At 56.3% G+C, this 20,459-nt stretch carries 12 protein-coding genes and 1 pseudogene; 8 read left to right on the top strand and 5 right to left on the bottom strand.

What is annotated here, in order from left to right; translation table 11 throughout:
- Complete coding sequence (locus tag ACIQ0G_RS01250) at window positions 1-687, top strand: RlmE family RNA methyltransferase (protein WP_395634884.1); 687 nt, start codon at window positions 1-3, stop codon at window positions 685-687.
- Here the strand turns inward: ACIQ0G_RS01250 and ACIQ0G_RS01245 are convergent.
- From ACIQ0G_RS01245 to ACIQ0G_RS01235, 3 genes are all read right to left on the bottom strand, one after another.
- The gene (locus tag ACIQ0G_RS01245; RefSeq protein ID WP_397576335.1) at window positions 684-1,490 is read right to left on the bottom strand and encodes a DsbA family protein; all 807 of its coding nucleotides are present in this window, start codon (window positions 1,488-1,490) and stop codon (window positions 684-686) included. The two genes, ACIQ0G_RS01250 and ACIQ0G_RS01245, sit on opposite strands and share 4 nt — an antisense overlap.
- 42 nt (window positions 1,491-1,532) lie before the next feature.
- Window positions 1,533-2,900, bottom strand: a complete 1,368-nt coding sequence (locus ACIQ0G_RS01240) for a M48 family metalloprotease (protein ID WP_397576334.1) — start codon at window positions 2,898-2,900, stop codon at window positions 1,533-1,535.
- Between the two features lie 107 nt (window positions 2,901-3,007).
- Window positions 3,008-5,647 (bottom strand): ribonuclease E/G, encoded by a 2,640-nt coding sequence (locus tag ACIQ0G_RS01235; protein ID WP_397576333.1) that lies wholly within the window; start codon window positions 5,645-5,647, stop codon window positions 3,008-3,010.
- 530 nt (window positions 5,648-6,177) lie between these two features.
- Between ACIQ0G_RS01235 and ACIQ0G_RS01230 the strand changes: the two genes are divergently transcribed.
- The 3 genes from ACIQ0G_RS01230 to prfB all read left to right on the top strand — a co-directional run bounded on the left by ACIQ0G_RS01230 (window position 6,178) and on the right by prfB (window position 10,979).
- Window positions 6,178-7,104, top strand: coding sequence for an N-acetylmuramoyl-L-alanine amidase (locus tag ACIQ0G_RS01230; protein ID WP_397576332.1), 927 nt, complete (start codon window positions 6,178-6,180; stop codon window positions 7,102-7,104).
- An 82-nt stretch (window positions 7,105-7,186) separates the two neighbouring features.
- Window positions 7,187-9,703 carry a penicillin-binding protein 1A gene (locus ACIQ0G_RS01225; RefSeq protein WP_397576331.1) on the top strand — a complete coding sequence of 839 codons (2,517 nt, stop codon included), beginning with the start codon at window positions 7,187-7,189 and terminating at the stop codon, window positions 9,701-9,703.
- Window positions 9,704-9,851: 148 nt separating this feature from the next.
- Entirely contained in the window at window positions 9,852-10,979 is a 1,128-nt protein-coding gene (gene prfB / locus ACIQ0G_RS01220) for a peptide chain release factor 2 (protein ID WP_183940049.1), read from the top strand.
- A gap of 3 nt (window positions 10,980-10,982) precedes the next feature.
- On the opposite strand, the pseudogene ACIQ0G_RS01215 reads toward prfB, so the two are convergent.
- Window positions 10,983-11,093: pseudogene (locus tag ACIQ0G_RS01215) on the bottom strand (short-chain dehydrogenase); the annotation flags it as partial.
- A gap of 169 nt (window positions 11,094-11,262) precedes the next feature.
- On the opposite strand from ACIQ0G_RS01215, the gene acs reads away from it, so the two are divergent.
- From acs to ACIQ0G_RS01195, 4 genes are all read left to right on the top strand, one after another.
- Window positions 11,263-13,215, top strand: a complete 1,953-nt coding sequence (gene acs / locus ACIQ0G_RS01210) for an acetate--CoA ligase (RefSeq protein WP_397576330.1) — start codon at window positions 11,263-11,265, stop codon at window positions 13,213-13,215.
- 121 nt (window positions 13,216-13,336) lie between these two features.
- A complete protein-coding gene (locus ACIQ0G_RS01205) occupies window positions 13,337-14,494 on the top strand; it encodes a CaiB/BaiF CoA transferase family protein (protein WP_397576329.1) in 1,158 nt (385 codons plus the stop codon).
- 2 nt (window positions 14,495-14,496) lie between these two features.
- The gene (locus ACIQ0G_RS01200) at window positions 14,497-15,711 is read left to right on the top strand and encodes an acetyl-CoA C-acetyltransferase (protein ID WP_397576328.1); all 1,215 of its coding nucleotides are present in this window, start codon (window positions 14,497-14,499) and stop codon (window positions 15,709-15,711) included.
- A 14-nt stretch (window positions 15,712-15,725) separates the two neighbouring features.
- Window positions 15,726-17,921 carry a 3-hydroxyacyl-CoA dehydrogenase NAD-binding domain-containing protein gene (locus ACIQ0G_RS01195; protein WP_397576327.1) on the top strand — a complete coding sequence of 732 codons (2,196 nt, stop codon included), beginning with the start codon at window positions 15,726-15,728 and terminating at the stop codon, window positions 17,919-17,921.
- A gap of 69 nt (window positions 17,922-17,990) precedes the next feature.
- On the opposite strand, the gene ACIQ0G_RS01190 is transcribed toward ACIQ0G_RS01195, so the two are convergent.
- Window positions 17,991-20,459 (bottom strand): TonB-dependent receptor (locus ACIQ0G_RS01190; protein ID WP_397576326.1); only part of this gene is annotated, 2,469 nt, incomplete at its 5' end.

Genomic DNA, 20,459 nt, shown 5'->3' with positions numbered 1-20,459 from the left:
ATGGCAGACAATTTATTTGGTGGTAAAGATTCCGGCCGGACACTGGCTGGTAAACAGAAGGTCAAGACGGCCAAGCGGCGTACCGCTGGATCAACCCGCTGGCTTGAGCGGCAGTTGAACGACCCATATGTGAAGCGTGCGCATGGCGAGGGCTATCGCAGCCGCGCGGCATATAAGCTGGTCGAGTTGGACGAGAAGTTTCACATATTGCGCGGCAAGAAAGCCGTGGTGGATTTGGGCGTCGCGCCGGGCGGTTGGGCACAAGTGGTGCGCAGGCAACAGCCAAAGGCAGCGATTGTGGGTATCGACCTGTTACCGGTCGACCCGCTTGAAGGCGTTGTGTTGCTCCAAATGGATTTCATGCACGACAGCGCGCCGGATAGGTTGATTGCCGAACTCGGCTGCGCTCCGGACCTGATCTTGTCAGATATGGCGGCCAACACCGTCGGTCACAAACAGACCGACCATTTACGCACGATGGGTCTGGTCGAAGCTGCGGTCGATTTTGCGATTCAGGTTTTGCAGCCCGGCGGCGATTTTGTTGCGAAAGTATTTGCGGGGGGAACCGATCCGGTGATGCTGAGCATATTGAAAAACAACTTCACCACGGTCAAACACGCCAAGCCGCCGGCAAGCCGTAAAGGCTCGGTGGAATGGTATGTGATCGCGCAGGGAAAGAAAGCTTAACCCGCTTTACGCGCTTTCGCGACCGCGGCTTTCAAGGCATCAAAGCCAACCGCACCTTCCAATATCTGGTCACCGATAATGAAGGTCGGGGTGCCGCCAAAGCCAACTTGCTGCATGATCGCAATGTTGCTTTCGACCTCGGCAATCGCTTCGCGCGAGCGCGCAAATTTTTCGGCAGCGGCCAGGTTCATCCCTGCTTTTGAAGCGGCGGCACGGATGCTTTGGGCATCAGGGCGTCCACCGCTGAACATGGCATCGTGAAATGCCTTATACTTGCCTTGCTTGGCGGCTGCGAGTGCCCATAAGGCCGCATCGCGGCTGGTCGCGCTGAGGATCGGTACCTCGCGGATGACCACGCGTATGTTGCTGTCGCTATCGATAAGCTTTTGCACATCTGCAACGCTGGAACGGCAAAATCCGCAATTATAATCGGTGAACTCGACGAGCGTGACATCACCATTGGGGTTTCCGAACTCCGCGCCGGGGAAGGGCTCGGTCAGCTTAGCGCCCACGGCGGAGAGGCGCTGCGTTGCCTCACGCTTTTGCAAGACGCCAATGGCTTCTGTGATAATTTCGGGATTTTCCAATATATATGCGCGTACAATTGCCTCGGTCGCTTTGCGGTCGTCGGCGTTCATACCTGCTGCGGCTGCAGCCTTGGCGGCCTCCTCTGCTGCAGCGCCTGCTGGTTCGTGCAGGGACATGCTATCTTTTGGCCAAAGCAGATAAGCGCCGATGGCTGCCAGCAAAAGTGTAGCGGACAGGATGAGGATAAGCGGCGTGCGCGACGTCATGTTGTTCATAGCGGCCCGATTAGCTCCCGTCGCACCCCGTTGCCAGCCAATTCAGCGTTTCCGCTTCTTGAGCTGCGCAAGCTTTGCTTCGGCCACCATGTTGATGTCCTGAGCGCGGATCCAATCGGGGGAATATTCGGGCAGGCCAGCCATTGCGGTCTGCGCGTTCGGCAAGGCCAATTGCGGCGCACCTTCCATCAAGTAACGCTCGGCACTGGCGAGGGCCGCGCGCGCGCTATCGCCCTTTTGCTCGTAAACGACGCCCAATTGGTACCAGGCGAATGGATTTTGATTATCCTTTGTAACCGCAGCCTTCAGCACCTGAGCCGCCTCATCAAGTTTTGTCTTGTCCTCGGTTGCAATCAACGCATGCCCGAATATGGCGGCGATCAACGGCTGATTGCCCGTCAGGCTTACCGCTTTGCGTAAGGGTATGATCGCGTCGGCTGGCCGACCGGATTCGAGCAATATTTGCCCATGCAATTCAAGGAAATAGGGATCTTCGGGGGCTGATGCGACGAGGGACGAGGATTCATCCAGCGCCTTTTGCGGATAGGCGGACTTATGCCACGCATAAGCACGGGCATAGCGGGCAGGAACGCTTTTGTCGTTTTCGGGATAATCGCGCATCGTCGCCGTCGGGTCAGACAGATAGCCTGTCAGCTTTGCCTTGATCCGTTTAAAATCATTCTCCCACTTCGGATTTAGCGGCGCATTCCAAGCCGGATCGGCGGAATATTTGTCCTGCAACACCGAAATACGCTCACCCGACAAGGGGTGGGTGCGGCCGTAGCTATCCTCTTGCGGGATACCGAGGCGGAATTCGAAATTCTGCAGCTTTTTGAAGAAGCTGATGGAGCCACGGCCCGAAATGCCTGCGGTGGAAAGATATTGCGCGCCAGATGCATCCGCTGTGCCTTCTTGTCCGCGGCTGTAGGCAAGGAACTTGCCCATCGCTGCTTGCTGGCCCGCGGATAATATACCCATGCCAGCTTCGCCCGCGCCAGCCGCCATGGCCGCAGCGGCAAGTATAAGGCTGGCAATGCTGATGCCGCTCGCAACCGAGGCGCCCTCGTCGAAGCGCACGGCGTGACCGCCCACGACATGCCCAAGTTCGTGCGCAATGACACCCTGCACTTCGTTTGCGGAGGTTGCGGCATCAATCAATCCACTGTGCAGATAGACCGCTTGCCCGCCCGCGACGAATGCGTTGACGGATTTGTCATTGATCAGGATGATATCGACATTGTTCGGGTCAAGCCCCGCCGCAATAATCAATGGCGCGGAAATTTCTTTGAAAAAAGCTTCGGTTTCGGCATCGCGCAAAATGGACTGCGCCATAACCGGGCGCACGGATATCCATATGGCAAGAAACACCACCAATGCTGTTCGCAGGGCACGAAATACAGAATTGTTCATATGCAGTGAATGGCGCGAACTGGATGAACGCGCAATGAAGAAGTTAGGCAAAACAAAACCCCGCCAGTCAATGACCAGCGGGGCTATGTATAAACAGTAAATCGGGTTTAACCGAACGTGCGTTGCCACCAACCTGAACGGGGCGGGCCATCGTCGGTTCCACCCGCTTCGGTTGTTGATGTTACATCCTGTGCAACATCTTTGGCAGCGGCTTTCTTGCGTGGCGCCTTGGCTTTGGCCTTTGGAGCCTCCGCCGTTTCGTCAGCTACCGCTTCAGCTTCAGCTACCGGTGCTTTTGCACGGCTGCGTGGCTTTGCGGGCGCCTTTGCTTTGGCAACAGGTGCTTCTTCTGGAGCGCTTGCTGCTTCAGTTGCTTTTGCTTCCGGTGCTTCTGCTTCTACAACGACCTTTTCAGCCTTTGGCTTTGCCCGGCTTGCACGCTTTGGCTTTGCGGGTGCTTCGACAGGCGCTTCAGCAACTTCCGCTTCAGCTGCTGCTGGGGCTTCGGTTGTTGCTTCACCTGCACCCGTTTCACGGTCGCGATCACGGCCTCTGCCGCCACGACGACCACGACGAGCCCTTGGCTTGCCTTCGCCTTCGACATCGCCGTCAGTCTGGACTGTTTCAGCGTTGCTTTCGCCTTCTGGACGTTCTGCAGCGTTGTTCTCACCGGCAACAGCATCTTCGCCTTCCGGACGGCCATCGCGATCACGGCCCTTGCCACCACGACGTCCACGACGACGTTTACGCTTGCGGCCTTCGCCACCTTCGCCTTCTTCGCGTGGACGCTCTTCACGCGCACGGCGTGGTTCGCGTTCAGCTTCTTCGGCTTCGTCGTCGAAATCGTCGATTTCGTCTTCGATATCATCTTCTTCAATGTCGATAATCGGTGGCAGTGCGGCTGGCCGTTCTGGACGTGGTCCGGAGCTAGATACGGCAAGCTTCGCGCCTTCGGTTTCGCCATTGGGCACAATCAGCACGCGGACGTGATAACGCTCTTCAATCGCGGCCAGTTCGGCACGCTTGTTGTTGAGGCAGTAGATTGTGGCTTCTTGGCTCGCCTGCAGAACGATCTGGCTGCCATGGCCCTTGGCCGCTTCATCTTCGATGAGACGCAGGGCGGACAACGCAGCAGATGATGCCGTGCGGACAAGGCCAGTGCCTTCACAATGCGGACATTCGCGGGTGGATGCTTCGAGCACGCCGGTGCGCAAACGCTGACGGCTCATTTCCATCAAGCCAAAGCTGGAAATACGGCCGACCTGAATACGGGCACGGTCGTGCTTCAACGCTTCCTTCATCGCGCGCTCGACTTTGCGGGCGTTCGAATGATGCTCCATGTCGATGAAGTCGATGACGACAAGGCCAGCCATGTCGCGCAGGCGCAATTGACGGGCAATCTCACGTGCAGCTTCCAAATTGGTGGAAAGCGCGGTTTGCTCAATGCCATGTTCTTTGGTCGAACGGCCTGAGTTGATGTCGATCGACACCAAGGCCTCGGTTGGGTTGATGACGATATAGCCACCTGACTTCAACTGGACGATGGGCTGATACATGGCGTTCAGTTGATCTTCGACATGGTAACGCTGGAACAGCGGAACCGGGTCTGCATAATGCTGCACGCGTTTTGCGTGGCTTGGCATCAGCAACTTCATGAAGTCCTTGGCGGCTTTATATCCGTCAGGCCCTTCGACGAAGACCTCGTCAATATCCTTATTATAGATATCACGGATGGCACGCTTGATGAGGTCACTGTCGGTGTGGATCAGCATCGGTGCTGCACCACGAAGCGTACGCTCACGGATTTCGTCCCAAAGCCGGGCGAGATAATCAAAGTCGCGCTTGATTTCAGGCTTCGTGCGCGCAAGGCCGGCGGTGCGGATGATGCAACCCATGGTGGATGGCAACGTCAGGTCCGAAATAATCGACTTCAAGCGCTTACGGTCCGCCGCGCTGTGGATTTTACGGCTGATGCCGCCGCCATGCGACGTATTTGGCATCAAGACGCAATAACGACCTGCAAGGCTGAGATATGTCGTCAGAGCCGCGCCCTTATTGCCGCGCTCTTCCTTCACAACCTGAACCAGCAAAACCTGACGGCGGTGAATAACGTCCTGAATTTTGTAACGGCGACGCAGGTTCATGCGCTTTGCACGGACTTCGTCGCTGGCCTTTGGTGCGCGGGTTTCGCCATTGCGACCACCACGGCCACGGCGACGGCGGTTGTTACGGCCGTTTTCGCCGCGCTCGCCTTCGCCTTCGTCTGACGCATCGTCGCCATTGCTGCCAAGGTCAGGTTCTTCGCCCTCGGTCATGTCGATGGTGTCGACGCTGTCGTCGCTATCGACTTCAATCAGGTCTGTGACGTCGTCTTCGCGCTCTGCAGAACCCTGCATGATGTCCGAAGGCTCGTCGCTTTCTTCCTCTTCCTGCTCACGCAGCGCAGCTTCTTCAGCGGCGGCTTCGGCTTCTTCAGCCAACAAACGATCGCGGTCTTCGCGCGGAATTTGGTAATAATCGGGGTGGATTTCGGCAAACGCCAAAAAGCCGTGGCGATTGCCGCCATAGTCTACGAACGCCGCCTGAAGCGAGGGTTCAACTCTTGTTACTTTTGCGAGGTAGATATTGCCTTTGAGCTGCTTGTGCTCGGCCGATTCAAAATCAAATTCCTCAATCTGGTTTCCTGTGACGACTGCGACCCGGGTTTCCTCCCGGTGCCGCGCATCGATTAGCATACGCGTTGTCATTGATATTACTCCAGCGAGCATGTCGCCCGGTTGTCAGCCAAAGGCCGCTCGCTTTATTGTTGATGCAATGCCAGACGGGACGCAGTGCGTTCCTGTCGGCAAAACGATATGGTGGGAATGAAAGAATTGCGTCTGCTGCTTGTGCATGGCGGGCGTGTATCGCGCGCGCTTGATTTCCAGCCCATGCGCCCGTCCCATTGCGGGCGGCGTTGGTGGAAATATCATGCCTCATGCAGCGTCAACCTGTTAATGTGCCGATCGGAAAAGAACCGAAGGCGGATTGGCGGGAAGATCAAATGAGATTCCCTGTAAATATGCGCTAGCACTCCTACAGGTTGTCGGCAAGGGCATCGCGCGAAATAGCTTGCTATTATGGACCGAAAAACCGGTTTTTAGCCTTAATGCGCCATTAACCTCGTCTGGACACCAGCCTTTGCCCGCACACGCCTTAATATCCATTCGTCAGGTAGGCGGAGCTGGGGCGTGCGCGAAAAAATTTTCTGGACGAGGGCAAGGGCTAGAACCCATAAGTGCTATATACGCGCTGCTTTGCTTTTTGCCAGCTTGCCGGTTTTCACGTCCCCGCAATTGGCGGCGCCATTCCGCACATTTCGGTGCAGGGGGCATTAGGACCGCGGATCAGTCAGATTGCGCCATCAGCGCAATTTCGGTCTGAACCACCACAGCGGCGTTACCAAGTGACCGCACCCATTCGCTCGAACGTCGGCAAAGGCTTACCGAAGATAAGCGGCCCTGCGGATGCAAGCCTACCCCTTGTCGTCATTGACGCGGGGCATGGGGGGCATGACCCGGGCGCCATCAGTCCACATGGCGGGCAGCGCGAAAAAGAGGTCACATTGGCAATTGCCAAGGTGGTGCGTGATGAAATGCTCAAAAGCGGCCGTGTCCGCGTTGCGTTAACGCGGGACGCCGATAAATTTATCGTGCTGCAGGATAGGTACCAGATCGCACGCAAGCTGAATGCCGACCTGTTCATTTCTATTCACGCGGACAGCGCCGACAATCCGCAAGCCAGCGGCGGCACCGTTTATACGCTGTCCGAAATTGCGTCCGATCGCGAGGCACAACGGCTTGCCGCGCGCGAAAACAAGGCGAATATCCTCAACGGCGTTAATCTGGGCGGTGCTGATGCCAATGTATCGTCCATCCTTATCGACCTGACGCAGCGCGAAACCATGAACGTATCCGCTGATTTCGCAAAGCTGTTGCTGCGTGAGGCAACGCCAAACATGCGCATCCGTGGAAATTCGCACCGCTTTGCCTCGTTTATCGTCCTCAATGCGCCAGATACGCCGTCGGTTTTGTTCGAAACGGGATATCTGAGCAATGCATCCGATGTCAGCTTTCTGGCATCATCCACCGGACGTCAAAAAGTCGCGCGGGCAGTGGCAAATGCCATTCAGGTCCACTTTGCACGCAGGGTCGCGACCCGATAACCAGCCGGTGCGATAAAAATCGCGTCAAGTTGCAGAACAAGATTCTGGACCTGTCCGGCAAATCGGCTAGAGAGGGCCGATAATGGATAACTCGTCTCCAACCACCCAAGAGCCAACTGCGATCAGCTACAGGCTGAAACGCGAAGCCGAAGGATTTATCGGCCAGTGGCAGATCTGGTGGCAAAGCAAGCGGTTTCGGCGCGCGACCTACGCGGTTGGCGCGTTTATTCTGTTTCTCATGCTCTTTTGGGTGCTTTTTGCGCGCAATCTTCCCGATGCCGAAGCCTTGATAGAATATGAATCGCCACTGCCAACGGTGGTGCGCGACGTTAATGGCGAACCATTTCACAGCTACGCCCGCGAACGGCGCGTTCAGCTGGAATATGCCGACTTCCCCAAATTACTGGTTCGGGCCTATATGGCCGCGGAAGATAAAACATTCTTCAGCCATGGCGGTATTGATTATCCCGGTATCGTTTCGGCGATTTTTGACAATATCTTCAGCAGCAAACGCTCACGCGGTGCTTCGACGATAACGCAGCAGGTCGCCAAAAACCTGTTGCTGACGAACGAGTATAGTTACACCCGCAAGGTCAAAGAGGCGATTTTGGCCAAGCGTATTGAAAGCGCGCTGACGAAGCAGCAAATCATGTCGCTGTACCTCAATGAAATTGCGCTCGGCCGTCAGGCATTCGGCGTGGAAGCCGCAGCGCAGGCCTATTTTGCGAAAAGCGTGGACCAGCTTCAACTGCATGAAATGGCCTTTCTCGCGATCTTGCCCAAGGCACCAGAACGTTATGGTCGCGCAAAGAATGCGAAGCTTGCCATTGCCCGACGCAACTGGGTGCTGGGCGAAATGCGCAAGAATGAATGGATCACCGACGCGCAACTCGTGGCCGCCCGTGCACAGCCGCTTGGCCTCGTTGCGCAGCGCGGCACCGGATATAAAAATGTCGGCGGATATTTCGCGGAAGAAGTGCGCCGCCAACTGATTGAACGCTTTGGTGAAACCGATGCCGACGGACCTTATAGCGCCTATTCGGGCGGCCTGTGGGTGCGTTCATCGATGAACGCCGATTACCAGATACTTGCGACGCAGGCACTGCGCGACGGTTTGCTGCGCTACAACGCCGGCAAAGCGTGGAAAGCCAATATGGGCACGATCGACGTGTCGGACGACAAATGGGCGTCACGATTTGCAGCGACCAATATTGCCATTGATTACGCCCAATGGCGCGCTGGTGTTGCTTTGGGCAAAGGCAAAGTGGGCTTTGCTGATGGCAGCATTGCGCAGTTAGACGGCGCGCCATCGGCGATGAAAGCCGGCGATGTTATCGCTGTCGCGCCCAATGGAACGAATAGCTACGCCGTGCGCAGCGTTCCAGAAGTCGGCGGCGGCATGGTGGTGCAAAACCCAATGAACGGCCGTGTTTTGGCGATTCAAGGCGGTTTTGATAATCGCATTTCCAGTTTCAACCGCGCGACGCAGGCGCAGCGTCAGCCGGGCTCTACGATCAAGCCATTCGTCTATGCAACGGCGCTGGATAACGGCATGACGCCGACATCCATCATCGTCGATGGACCATATTGCGTATGGCAAGGGGCATCGCTTGGCCAAAAATGCTTCCGGAACTTCACGGGTAATGGCGCAGGACCGCAAACGATGCGTTGGGGGTTGGAGCAATCGCGCAATCTGATGACGGTGCGTGCTGCGGCGGAATCGGGTATGGACAATGTGACCGATACCTTCCGCGATTTTGGCATCGGCGATTATCCGGATTATCTTTCTTATGCCTTGGGCGCGGGTGACACGACCGTGCTGAAGATGGTCAATGCCTATTCGATGCTGGTCAATCACGGCCGCGAATTGAAGCCGACGCTCATAGATTTTGCGCAGAACCGTAAAGGTAAAGTCATTTTTCCGGCCAAGTGGCAACCTTGCAAGGGCTGCCTTGCCAAGGATTGGAACGGCAAGCCAATGCCGCGCTTTGCTGCCGCGGGTAAGCAGGTCATGGACCCAATTACCGCTTATCAAGTCGTCCACATGCTTGAAGGCGTCATTGAACGCGGCACAGCGGTCACATTGCGCGAGTTGGATCGCCCGTTATTTGGCAAGACCGGCACGACAACTGGCCCCACCAACGTATGGTTTATTGGTGGGTCGCCGCATCTGGTCGCAGGGCTCTATTTGGGCTTTGATCAGCCGCGGAATATGGGTGGCTATGCGCAGGGTAGTTCACTTGCGGCCCCGATCTTCAAACAATTTGCGCGGTCCGCCATGGCCGGCATGCCAAAGACACCGTTTATCGCGCCCGCGGGAACCCGACTTGTGCGCATCGACCGTAAGAGCGGCAAGCGCGTCTATGGCGCTTGGCCGGGCAGAGACCCTATGAGCGCGGTGATTTGGGAAGCATTCAAGGCCGAGACCGAACCGAAGCGCTCCATTCGCCAAGAGGAGCTAGCGGCCCGCGAAGACAAGCCCAAGGAAGCATCCGAGGCGCAGTCCAATAGCACAACGCGATCGTCGACATCGGCGAGCACCAGCGTCGGGACAAAACGCGATCAGGAGTTTATTCAGCAAGAAGGCGGAATATACTAAACATTCGCCTGATTTAGGGCGTGTCGTCCTAAATTTGGGCGCCAATTTGGTAAGCCGAAGAACGTTCGCGCAATTAGCTGGCTTTGACTTCGCGGGCGTTTCGGTTAAAGGCCGCGCCTGACGTTTTTCATTCCCTTGGAGTTTCCCCATGCGCGCCGACGCAGAAGGCTATGTTGCCCGCATTGATGCTGCCCTTAACCTGGTCAAGATGTCGCTTGATTGGGACCGGGCATTGCGCCGCCTTGATGAGTTGAACGCAAAGGTTGAAGACCCGACCTTGTGGGACAATCCCAAAGCCGCTGAAGAGGTTATGCGCGAGCGCCGCCGCCTTGATGCCGCCATCAGCACCGTGCGCGAAATTGACGCCGACAAGAGCGGGACGGTTGAACTGATCGAGCTTGCCGAAATGGAAGGCGATGCAGAACTCGGCGACGAAGGTGCAGCCGCGCTTAAGGCGTTGGCGGACCGTGCCGACAAGGACAAGGTCATGGCGCTGCTGTCGGGCGAAGCCGATGGCAATGACACCTTCATCGAAATTCACGCTGGTGCAGGCGGCACGGAAAGCCAGGATTGGGCCGAAATGCTACAGCGGATGTATTATCGCTGGGCCGAACAGCGGGGCTATAAAGTCGAAATGGTGGATTATCAGGCGGGTGATCAGGCCGGCATCAAATCGGCGACGTTGCTGGTCAAAGGCGAAAATGCCTATGGCTATGCCAAGACCGAAAGCGGCGTCCATCGCCTTGTCCGTATTTCGCCTTATGACAGCGCAGCGAAGCGCCACACCAGCTTCTCCAGCGTCTGGGTCTATCCTGTCATTGATGACAATATCGACATTGAAATCAACGAAGGCGATTTGAAGATCGACACCTACCGCGCGTCAGGCGCAGGTGGGCAGCACGTTAATACGACCGACTCCGCCGTGCGTATCACCCACAAACCGTCCGGCATCGTCGTGGCCAGCCAAAATGACCGCAGCCAGCACAAGAACCGCGCAACCGCGATGGGCATGTTGAAGGCGCGCTTGTACGAAGCCGAACTTCGCAAGCGTGAAGAAGTCGCATCGGGCGAATATGCGGCGAAAACCGAAATCGGCTGGGGCCACCAAATCCGTTCTTATGTGCTGCAGCCCTATCAGATGGTCAAAGACCTGCGCACGGGCGTGACGTCCCCAACGCCCAGCGATGTGCTTGACGGTGACCTAGACAATTTCATCGCCGCCGCATTGGCCCAGCGCGTGACAGGCGAGGCTGTTTCCGTCGACGATGTTGATTGACGCTTAGTCGCTCGGAGACGCTGAAGACCCCGCCAATAGTCCGCCGTCCAGATGCACCTCGCTTCCGGTCATATAGCTTGCATCATCCGATGCCAGCATCAGGGCAATTGCCGCGCCACCAATTCGGTGCGTTTCCTGTATTCAAAGGATATTTGACCACTGCATCGCTGTGCGGCGGCTATCTGAGCCGTGTGAAGAGCGTTTGCACTCTTTAGCCTTGAATCACTGGACCTACTCCACTTAAGCAGGCCACAAGGATTAACAGCGTTACGGGAGAGAGCAAGTGAGTGAGCATCAGGACTGGTTTCCAATTCCCGAGACGGCTGCCCGTAACACGCAATGCAGCGCGGCGGATTATGACCTTATGTATGCGCAAAGCATCAGCGCGCCCGATGCATTTTGGGCCGAGCAAGCCAAGCGGATCGATTGGTTCACGCCGCCGACGAAAATTGGCAACTGGTCTTTCGATCCCGTGTCGATCAAATGGTATGAAGACGGTGTTTTGAACCTTTGCCACAACGCCGTTGACCGCCATGTTGCCGCGGGGAGGGGCGACGCGATTGCGTTTATCTTTGAGCCTGATGACCCGACCAAAGATGCGCGTAGGGTTTCCTACTCCGCGTTGCTGACAGAGGTTAAGCGTATGGCTGGCGCGCTCAAGACCCTTGGCGTTGGCAAAGGGGACCGTGTCACAATCTATATGCCCATGTGCGTTGAGGGCGCGGTGGCGATGCTCGCCTGCGCACGGATCGGCGCGGTGCACAGCGTTGTTTTTGGCGGCTTTTCGCCGGAGGCGATTGCTGGACGCATTCAGGATTGCGCAAGCCGGTTTGTGGTCTGCGCAGACACGGCGTTGCGCGGTGGCAAGTCGGTGCCGTTAAAGGCGAATATCGATGCGGCGCTGACGAAAGTGGACGGCGTCGATGCCGTTTTGGTTGTGCAGCACACAAGCGAACCCGTTGCGATGCAGGCTGGCCGCGACCATTGGTATCACGACTTTGGCGCGTCGGATGATTGCCCCTGCGAACCGATGAACGCCGAAGACCCGTTGTTCATATTATACACATCAGGATCAACGGGCAGCCCAAAGGGTGTGTTGCACACCGTCGGTGGCTATTCGGTATGGACCGCGAGCACATTTCATTATGTCTTTGACTATCGCCCAGGAGAGGTCTTCTTTTGCTCGGCCGACATTGGTTGGGTCACGGGGCACAGCTATGTCGTCTATGGACCGCTACAAAATGGCGGCACCAGCCTGATATTCGAAGGCATTCCAAGCTACCCCGACAGCGGGCGTTTCTGGGACATTATTGACCGGCATCAGGTGAACATATTCTACACGGCGCCAACGGCATTGCGCGCGCTGATGCGCGATGGCGATGCGCCAGTTTTGGCACGCTCGCGCAAGTCGTTGCGCTTGCTCGGCACGGTAGGTGAGCCCATCAATCCCGAAGCTTGGCGCTGGTATCACGCGACCGTGGGCGAAGGGAAATTGCCCATTGTCGACACATGGTGGCAGACAGAAACCGGCGGCGTGATGATCACAACCTTGCCCGGCGCGCATGGCATGAAACCGGGCAGCGCAGGGCGACCTTTCTTTGGCATTCAGCCGCAGTTGGTGGATAATGAAGGCGTCGTACTTGCCGATGAGCATATTGGCGGCGCAACGTCGGGCAATCTGTGCATCACGCACAGCTGGCCGGGGCAGGCACGCACCGTCTATGGTGATCATAACCGTTTCGTGCAGACCTATTTTTCGACCTATAAGGGCAAATATTTCACCGGCGACGGCTGCCGCAGGGATGAAGACGGCTATTACTGGATTACGGGCCGCGTCGACGACGTCATCAACGTATCGGGCCACCGCATGGGCACTGCCGAGGTGGAAAGCGCGCTTGTGCTGCACGAAAAGGTCGCAGAGGCAGCCGTCGTTGGATTTCCGCACGATATAAAGGGGCAGGGCATTTACTGTTATGTAACCCTGAATGTCGGCGAGGAGCCTTCGGATGAACTCCACGCGGAACTTCGGCAGCAGGTGCGCGTTGAAATCGGACCAATTGCGTCGCCCGATCATATCCATTTCACCACCGCATTGCCCAAAACGCGATCGGGCAAAATCATGCGGCGCATATTGCGGAAGATTGCCGAAAATGACTTTGGCGCCTTGGGGGATACGTCAACGCTTGCTGACCCAAATGTTGTCGATGCGCTTATTGAGGGGCGTCAGAACCAGTGACGTCAGCACAGCGTTAGAATTCCCGCGTTCACCTGTACTTGACGCTTGCGTCAAGTGCCGCGACACCTTAACAGATACGCCTTAATCGCGCGATTAAATGCGCCATATTGGGAAAAGCTTCATGACCGATTCTCCAGCAAAAACGGGTCCCTTAAAAGGCATTAAGGTCGTTGAGCTCGCGGGAATTGGGCCGGGGCCATATGCGGGCCAGCTGCTGTCCGACATGGGCGCGGATGTCATTGTGATTGACCGGCCGGGCGGCTCAATTGTTCCCAAGGGGATTGATGCGCGCGGCAAAAGGTCGATGGTCCTAGACCTGAAAAAACCGGAAGCGGTCGCGGCTTTGTTAAAGATTGTCGCAACTGCCGACGTCCTGATCGAAGGTCTGCGGCCCGGTGTGACCGAGCGCATGGGTGTTGGCCCCGATGTCTGTCACGCCATCAACCCGCGCCTGATCTATGGCCGCATGACCGGCTGGGGACAGACTGGTCCATGGAGCCAGATGGCGGGCCATGATATCAACTATATCGGTATGACCGGCGTATTGAACGCGATTGGCAAAGATGGCCAGCCGCCCGTTCCGCCGCTCAACATGATCGGTGATTTCGGGGGCGGTTCCATGTTCCTCGTCAACGGCATCCTTGCTGCAATAATTGAGCGTGCGCAGACGGGCCGTGGCAATATCGTCGATGCCGCGATTGTTGATGGCACGCATAGCCTGATGAGCTTTGTCCACGGCATGGCCGGCGTTGGCCAATGGCGGACGAAGCGTGAGGCGAATTTGCTCGACGGCGCTGCGCCATTTTATCGTTGTTACATGACGGCCGATGGCAAGTTCATGGCGGTAGGCTGCATTGAACCGCAATTTTTTGCCGCGATGATGGAACGTTTGCCCATTGATCGGGAGGCTTATGGCGCGCAGCATGACCATGCCGCATTCGCGAAGCAGCATGAAATGTTGGAGGATGTGTTCGCAACCAAAACGCGCGACGCTTGGGAAGCGATTTTTGCCGGTACCGATGCATGCGTAACGCCCGTGCTCGACTATGTTGAGGCGGCGTCACATCCTGTAAATGCGGAACGCCACGCGGTTGTCACCGACGGTCGTTGGCTGCACCCTCAAGTCGCGCCGCGTCTTGCAACGCAGGCTTTGCCAACCCATTTTGATATCGCAACAAAAGGTGCAGATTACGCAGCCATATTGGCCGAAGCGGGACTCAGCGCCGATGAAATCTCCCAACTGATCGCGGCAGGCGCCGTGGTCGCAAATAAGGACTGAATATGACCGAAGCCTATATCTATGATGCGGTGCGTAGCCCGCGTGGCAAGGGGCGGCCCGATGGCGCGCTGCATGAAATAACGCCCATCGACCTCGCGGCGCAGGTTCTGGCTGCCATTCGCGACCGCAATGGTCTGTCGGGTGAAGAGATCGAAGACGTCGCCTTTGGTTGTGTATCGCCAGTGGGCGAGCAAGGCGCGGTTATCACGCGCACCGCCGTTTTGGCTGCGGGCTATCCGCACACAACGTCGGGTATTCAGGTGAACCGTTTCTGCGGATCGGGCTTGGAAGCATCGAATATCGCTGCGGCCAAAGTAAAGTCGGGCGAATGCGATCTGGCTGTTGGCGGCGGCATTGAATCAATGAGCCGCGTGCCCATGGGTTCGGACGGCGGCGCGTGGCCCATCGACCCGCGCTCGGCGATTGCCAATTATTTCATCCCGCAGGGCATTTCTGCAGACCTCATTGCCACCAAATATGGCTATAGCCGCGATGATGTCGATGCCTATGCGGTCGAAAGCCAAAAGCGGGCTGGCCGGGCATGGGCTGAAAAGCGTTTTGCGCGTTCCATCCTGCCGATCCGGGACGTCATTGGTGAAGTCGTCCTCGACCATGACGAATTGATGCGTCCGGAAACGGATATGCAGTCCTTGGGCGCATTGGCCCCTGCATTCCAGATGATGGGCACGATGATGCCCGGTTTTGATGACATTGCCATCATGCGCTATCCTGATGTCGAAAAGATCAACCATGTCCACCATGCTGGAAATAGCTCGGGCATCGTCGATGGTTCGGCCGCTGTGCTGATTGGCACGAAGGAAGCTGGCGAGAAATATGGGCTGAAGGCGCGTGCACGTATCGTATCGATGGCCTCCATCGGTTCCGAACCCGCCATCATGCTCACCGGCCCCGAATTCGCCGCGCAAAAGGCGCTAGCGCGTGCCGGAATGGACAAGAGCGACATTGATGTGTGGGAATTGAACGAAGCCTTTGCTTCGGTCGTTCTGCGCTTCATGGAAGCGATGAACGTCGACCATAGCGACATCAACGTCAACGGTGGTGCCATTGCCATGGGACATCCGCTTGGCGCGACAGGTGCCATGATCCTCGGCACCGTGTTGGATGAACTGGAGCGTTCCGGCAAGTCGACTGCGCTCACCACGCTGTGCATTGGTGCCGGAATGGGCACTGCAACCATCATCGAACGCGTGAATTGATCTGGAACGAAAATATGACTTACACAACTTTCTCCGTCGATATCGACGCCGATGGCATTGCGCTTCTGACGATCGACCTTCCCGATGCATCCATGAACGTATGGAATGGCGCATTGATCGAAGAATTCGGCAAATGGGTCGATGATTTCACCACCAACGAAGCCGTAAAGGGCGCGGTCATTACATCGGGCAAGAAATCCGGTTTCCTGGCCGGTGCTGACTTGACCATGCTGGGCGGCGCAAAGGCGAACAGCACGAAAGAAGCGTTCGACCAGGCTTTCGCTTTGAATGCGTTGCTGCGCAAAATGGAATCCGGCGGTCATTCCGCCAAGGACCTGAGCAGCGGTAAGGCGTCGGCAAAGCCAGTCGCATGTGCGCTGAATGGTCTTGCTCTGGGCGGCGGTTTGGAACTTGCGCTTGCGTGCCATTACCGCGTCGTTGCGGACAATCCAAAAATCCAGCTCGGCATGCCCGAAGTGATGGTTGGACTGTTGCCCGGTGGCGGCGGAACACAGCGGACGCCACGCCTCATTGGCCTGCAGAACGCAGCGATGATGATTATTCAAGGCAAGTCGCTCGACCCGGCAACGGCGAAGGCACAGGGACTGGTGCATGACGTTGCGCCGGCTGCGGATGTGATTGCCAATGCGAAGGCATGGGTAAAGGCCAATCCGAAGGCGACGGCGCCTTGGGATAAGAAGGATTTCAAATTCCCCGGCGGTGCAGGCGCGATGGACCCACGTGCGGTTCAGCTGTTCGTCGGCCTGAACGCGATGGCGCATAAGGAAAGCAAAGGCAATTTTGACGCCATTAAGGCCATTTTGTCATGTCTGTATGAAGGTTCGATTTTGCCGTTCGACACTGCGCTGCGTGTGGAATCCAAATATTTCACGAAACTGCTTTCGGGCAGCCAAGCGAAGAATATGATCCGCACCTTGTTCATCAACAAGCAGGCTGCTGAAAAGGGCGCTGGCCGCCCTGCAGGCGTCCCTGCGGTTGAGATTAAAAAGGTTGGCGTATTGGGCGGTGGCCTCATGGGCTCCGGCATCACGCATGTTACCGTCAAGGGCGGCATGGAAGTCGTCGTTCTCGACCGCAGCCTTGAAGATGCCAATAAGGCGGTCGACTATAGCCGCAAGATCATCGACAAGGCCGTCAGCCGCGGCAAGATGACCAAGGAAGCGGGCGATGCGTTCATGGCGCGGATTACGCCGACGGACAATTATGACGATCTGAAAGATGTCGACCTCATCATCGAAGCCGTGTTTGAACGTCCTGATGTGAAGGCAGACGTCATTAAGAAGGCAGAAGCGGTGATTGGTCCCGATGTCGTGTTCGCGTCTAATACGTCGACATTGCCGATTACGGGTCTTGCGAAGAATTCGTCACGTCCGGAATTGTTTGTCGGGCTGCACTTCTTCTCGCCGGTTGAAAAAATGCCGTTGCTGGAAATCATTCCCGGTGAATTGACAGGCGATCGGGCTATGGCCGCGGCGTTTGATTATAACGCAAAGATCAAGAAGACGCCGATCGTCGTGAAGGACGTCCGCGGTTTCTTCACCAACCGCGTATTCCCGCCTTATATGGGTGAGGCGATGAAGCTGGTGACCGAGGGCGTAAAACCTGCGCTGATCGAAAATGCCGCCAAGTCGCTTGGCATGCCAATTGGTCCGCTGGCGTTGCTGGATGAAACCACATTGCAGCTTGGCTATGATGTGATGCAGTCGACCAAGAAGGAATTGGGCGACGCGTATCAACCAAGCGGCACCGAAGACTTCATGGAATTGATGGTCGTTAAGCTTGGCCGTAAGGGGCGCCGTTTCGGCTCTGGCTTCTATGACTATGACGAAAAGGGTGAGCGCAAGACTTTGTGGCAGGGCATGGCGGAGCATTACCCGCTCGCCGAAGACCAGCCTTCGGTCGATGAAGTGAAACAGCGCCTGCTGTACATCCAGTTGATTGCCACAGCGCAATGCTTTGAAGAAGAGGTCGTGCGCGATCCACAGAGCGCTGATCTGGGTGCAATCTTCGGTTGGGGCTTTGCGCCGTACACCGGTGGCCCGATGAGCTATATCGACACGGTTGGCTTGGAGAACTTCGTTCGCACCGCCGACAATTTGGCGCAGCGATTTGGCAACCGTTTTGCACCACCCAAAAGCTTCCGCGACATGGCGGACAAGGGCGAGACGCTGTATAAAGCTGCGGCATAAAAACCCGCAAACAAGGCACAAAAAAGGGCGACCTCCGCGGAGGCCGCCCTTTTTGTTTGTGTCGATGGTTTAGAACTTGGCGCGGACGGTCATGCCGTACATGCGTGGTTCTTCAACGAAACCAATCCGCGAACGGTTGCCAGCACTGCCGCGAAGCGGGGTGCTAGATGTAATTCCGCGCGTGATTTCATTGCTCAGGTTTGTACCCCATAATTCAAAAGTAAGCTGCTCGTTCGGCGTGGTGAGGCCGATGCGTGCATTCATTTTGAAATAGGCATCCTGATAATCCAGAGGGACTGGCAGGTTGTTGCTATCCAAAGGAATTGTGCTGGTGCGGCGGCGATCCGAATAGTTTATATTGCCATTTACCAGCAGACCCCAGCCAGAGTCACTGACCTGACCTTCATAGGTAAGGCCAACAACACCGGCAAATTTCGGCGCATTGGTCAAAGACGATCCGCACAGACGGTTGACCGACGCCAAAGCTGCAGCAGCTACACCGACATTACAGTCTTTGGGATAACGGGCATTTGCATAAGTCGCAGAAACATTGGCCGATATGTTATCGCTTAGTCTGCCAAATAGCTCCAACTCAGCGCCGGTTGAGCGGGCCGAATTGACATTGAAGGTCAGGAACTGGACACCTGTAAATTCAAGCACCTGGAAGTCGCTCATTTTCATATCGAACAGAGCCAGGTTGGCTTTGATCGATCCGAACAAAGTTGCCTTTGCGCCGATTTCGATTTGGTTGACTTTTTCCGATTTGAAGCTCGGGTCCGCATAAACACGTGTTGCCGTTTGGCCGGCAAGAAGTGCGGACGAGTTTTGCAAAATTGCTGCCGTCGGATCGAGGTTGAAGCCACCCGATTTGAAGCCATGGCTGTAACCAGCGTAGAGCAACAGATCTTCGTTCGGCTTGTATCCAAGTTGCCCCGTGTAGGTGATTTCATCGTCCTTGAACTTCTGTGCCCACAGACGCGGCAACGGCAGCCATGCGCTTGCCAACCCACCGCCTAATGCTGCTGGCGCTGTCAGATTGGTCGACACCGCAAAGGGGAAGCAGTTTACGCCGTAAACACCTTGTTGAACGTTTGCAGGCAGACCTGCTCTCGTAAAGGCACCACTCAACAAACCATTCACGCTGGCTTGGCAGGAACTGGCAGCTGTTGCAGCGAGCTGATTGAATGCGCCGTCCTTAGATTCACTAACATAACGCGCACCGAGTGTTAAGCTGAGCTTGTCCGTAACACTGATGACATTGTGCGTGAACACCGACCAGCTGCTTGCATCCTGCAGGAACCGGTTTTCGGCATAGTTGCCATTGGCATTAACTGGGCCGCCAGTTCCATTGCCGAGGGCCGTCAGTGTAAATAACGGGTTAGCCCTCAATGAGGGGGAAAAGCCAAAATTACCGGCGCTTCCAGCCGCCTGGAAATCGGCATTCAGGGTCATTGTCTGGTCAGCACGGATTTTCTCACTGGAGTAAAATCCGCCGACTAGCCAGTCGAGACGATCGTTAAACGCCGTACCCTGCAAGCGCAGTTCCTGCGTAAAGGTCTTGATATGGTCGCCCGACGGCAAAATTCCGACGCGTGACGTCGGTGCGCCATTACCGACCGTATAGGTGTTGTTCGAGGTGAAGCCGCCGACCGTTGTCGAACTTGAATCGAATTTACGATATGCGGTTACTGAGGTCAGCTTTGCTCCACCCAAGTCCCATTTCACTTCTGCCGATGTGCCCCATTGCTTTGAGCCGTTCAGATATGGGCCGCCGTTGACCGACAAATTCTTGAGCGCGCTCATTCCAAACTGATCGACGCCATCGCTTGCCAGCCCGTTTGCGACGAAGTCTTGTGCTAGCGAAGTATCCTGAACAATAACGGCGTTGCAGCAATGCTCGTCAGTCTTGGCATAATCGGTCAACAGACGGATGCTGACATCTGCATTTGGTTCGATATAAAGCTGTCCGCGCAGCATGTAACGATCACGATCATTGCTCTCTGCGCCCGATGGCGTTTTGAGATAGCCGTCGCGTTTGCGCCATGTGCCGGACACGCGGAGGCCCGCAACATCAGTGGTGATAGGCACGCTGACGCCAGCTTGAAGGTTCATGAAATTGTAATTGCCGTAACTGGCATTTGCGAAGCCTTCGACCTCAGAGAGGTTTGGACGCTTTGTCGTTACGTTCAGCGCTCCAGCCGAAGTGTTGCGGCCAAACAAAGTGCCTTGCGGGCCACGTAAGATTTCAAGTCGTTCAACATCGACAAGGTCACCCAATGCAACGCCTGGACGTGACTGATATACGCCATCGATGAATACGCCAACCGAGCTTTCAAGGCCGGTGTTGTTGCCGGTCGTGCCGACGCCGCGGACCTTGATCGAGGTACCTTGGGTTTCGGTCTGCGAAGATTGGATGTTGATGCTTGGTGAAATCGACGCCAGATTTTTGATGTCGTTGACGCCCTGACGCTCCAGCGCCTCTGGCGCGACGGCGGTCACGGCAAGCGGAATGTCTTGCACATCCATTGCGCGCAATGT

Origin of the sequence: Sphingorhabdus sp., from assembly GCF_044354325.1 — a bacterium.
Classification (GTDB): Bacteria; Pseudomonadota; Alphaproteobacteria; order Sphingomonadales; family Sphingomonadaceae; genus Sphingorhabdus_B.
This window is presented reverse-complemented; position numbering and strand designations above follow the sequence as displayed.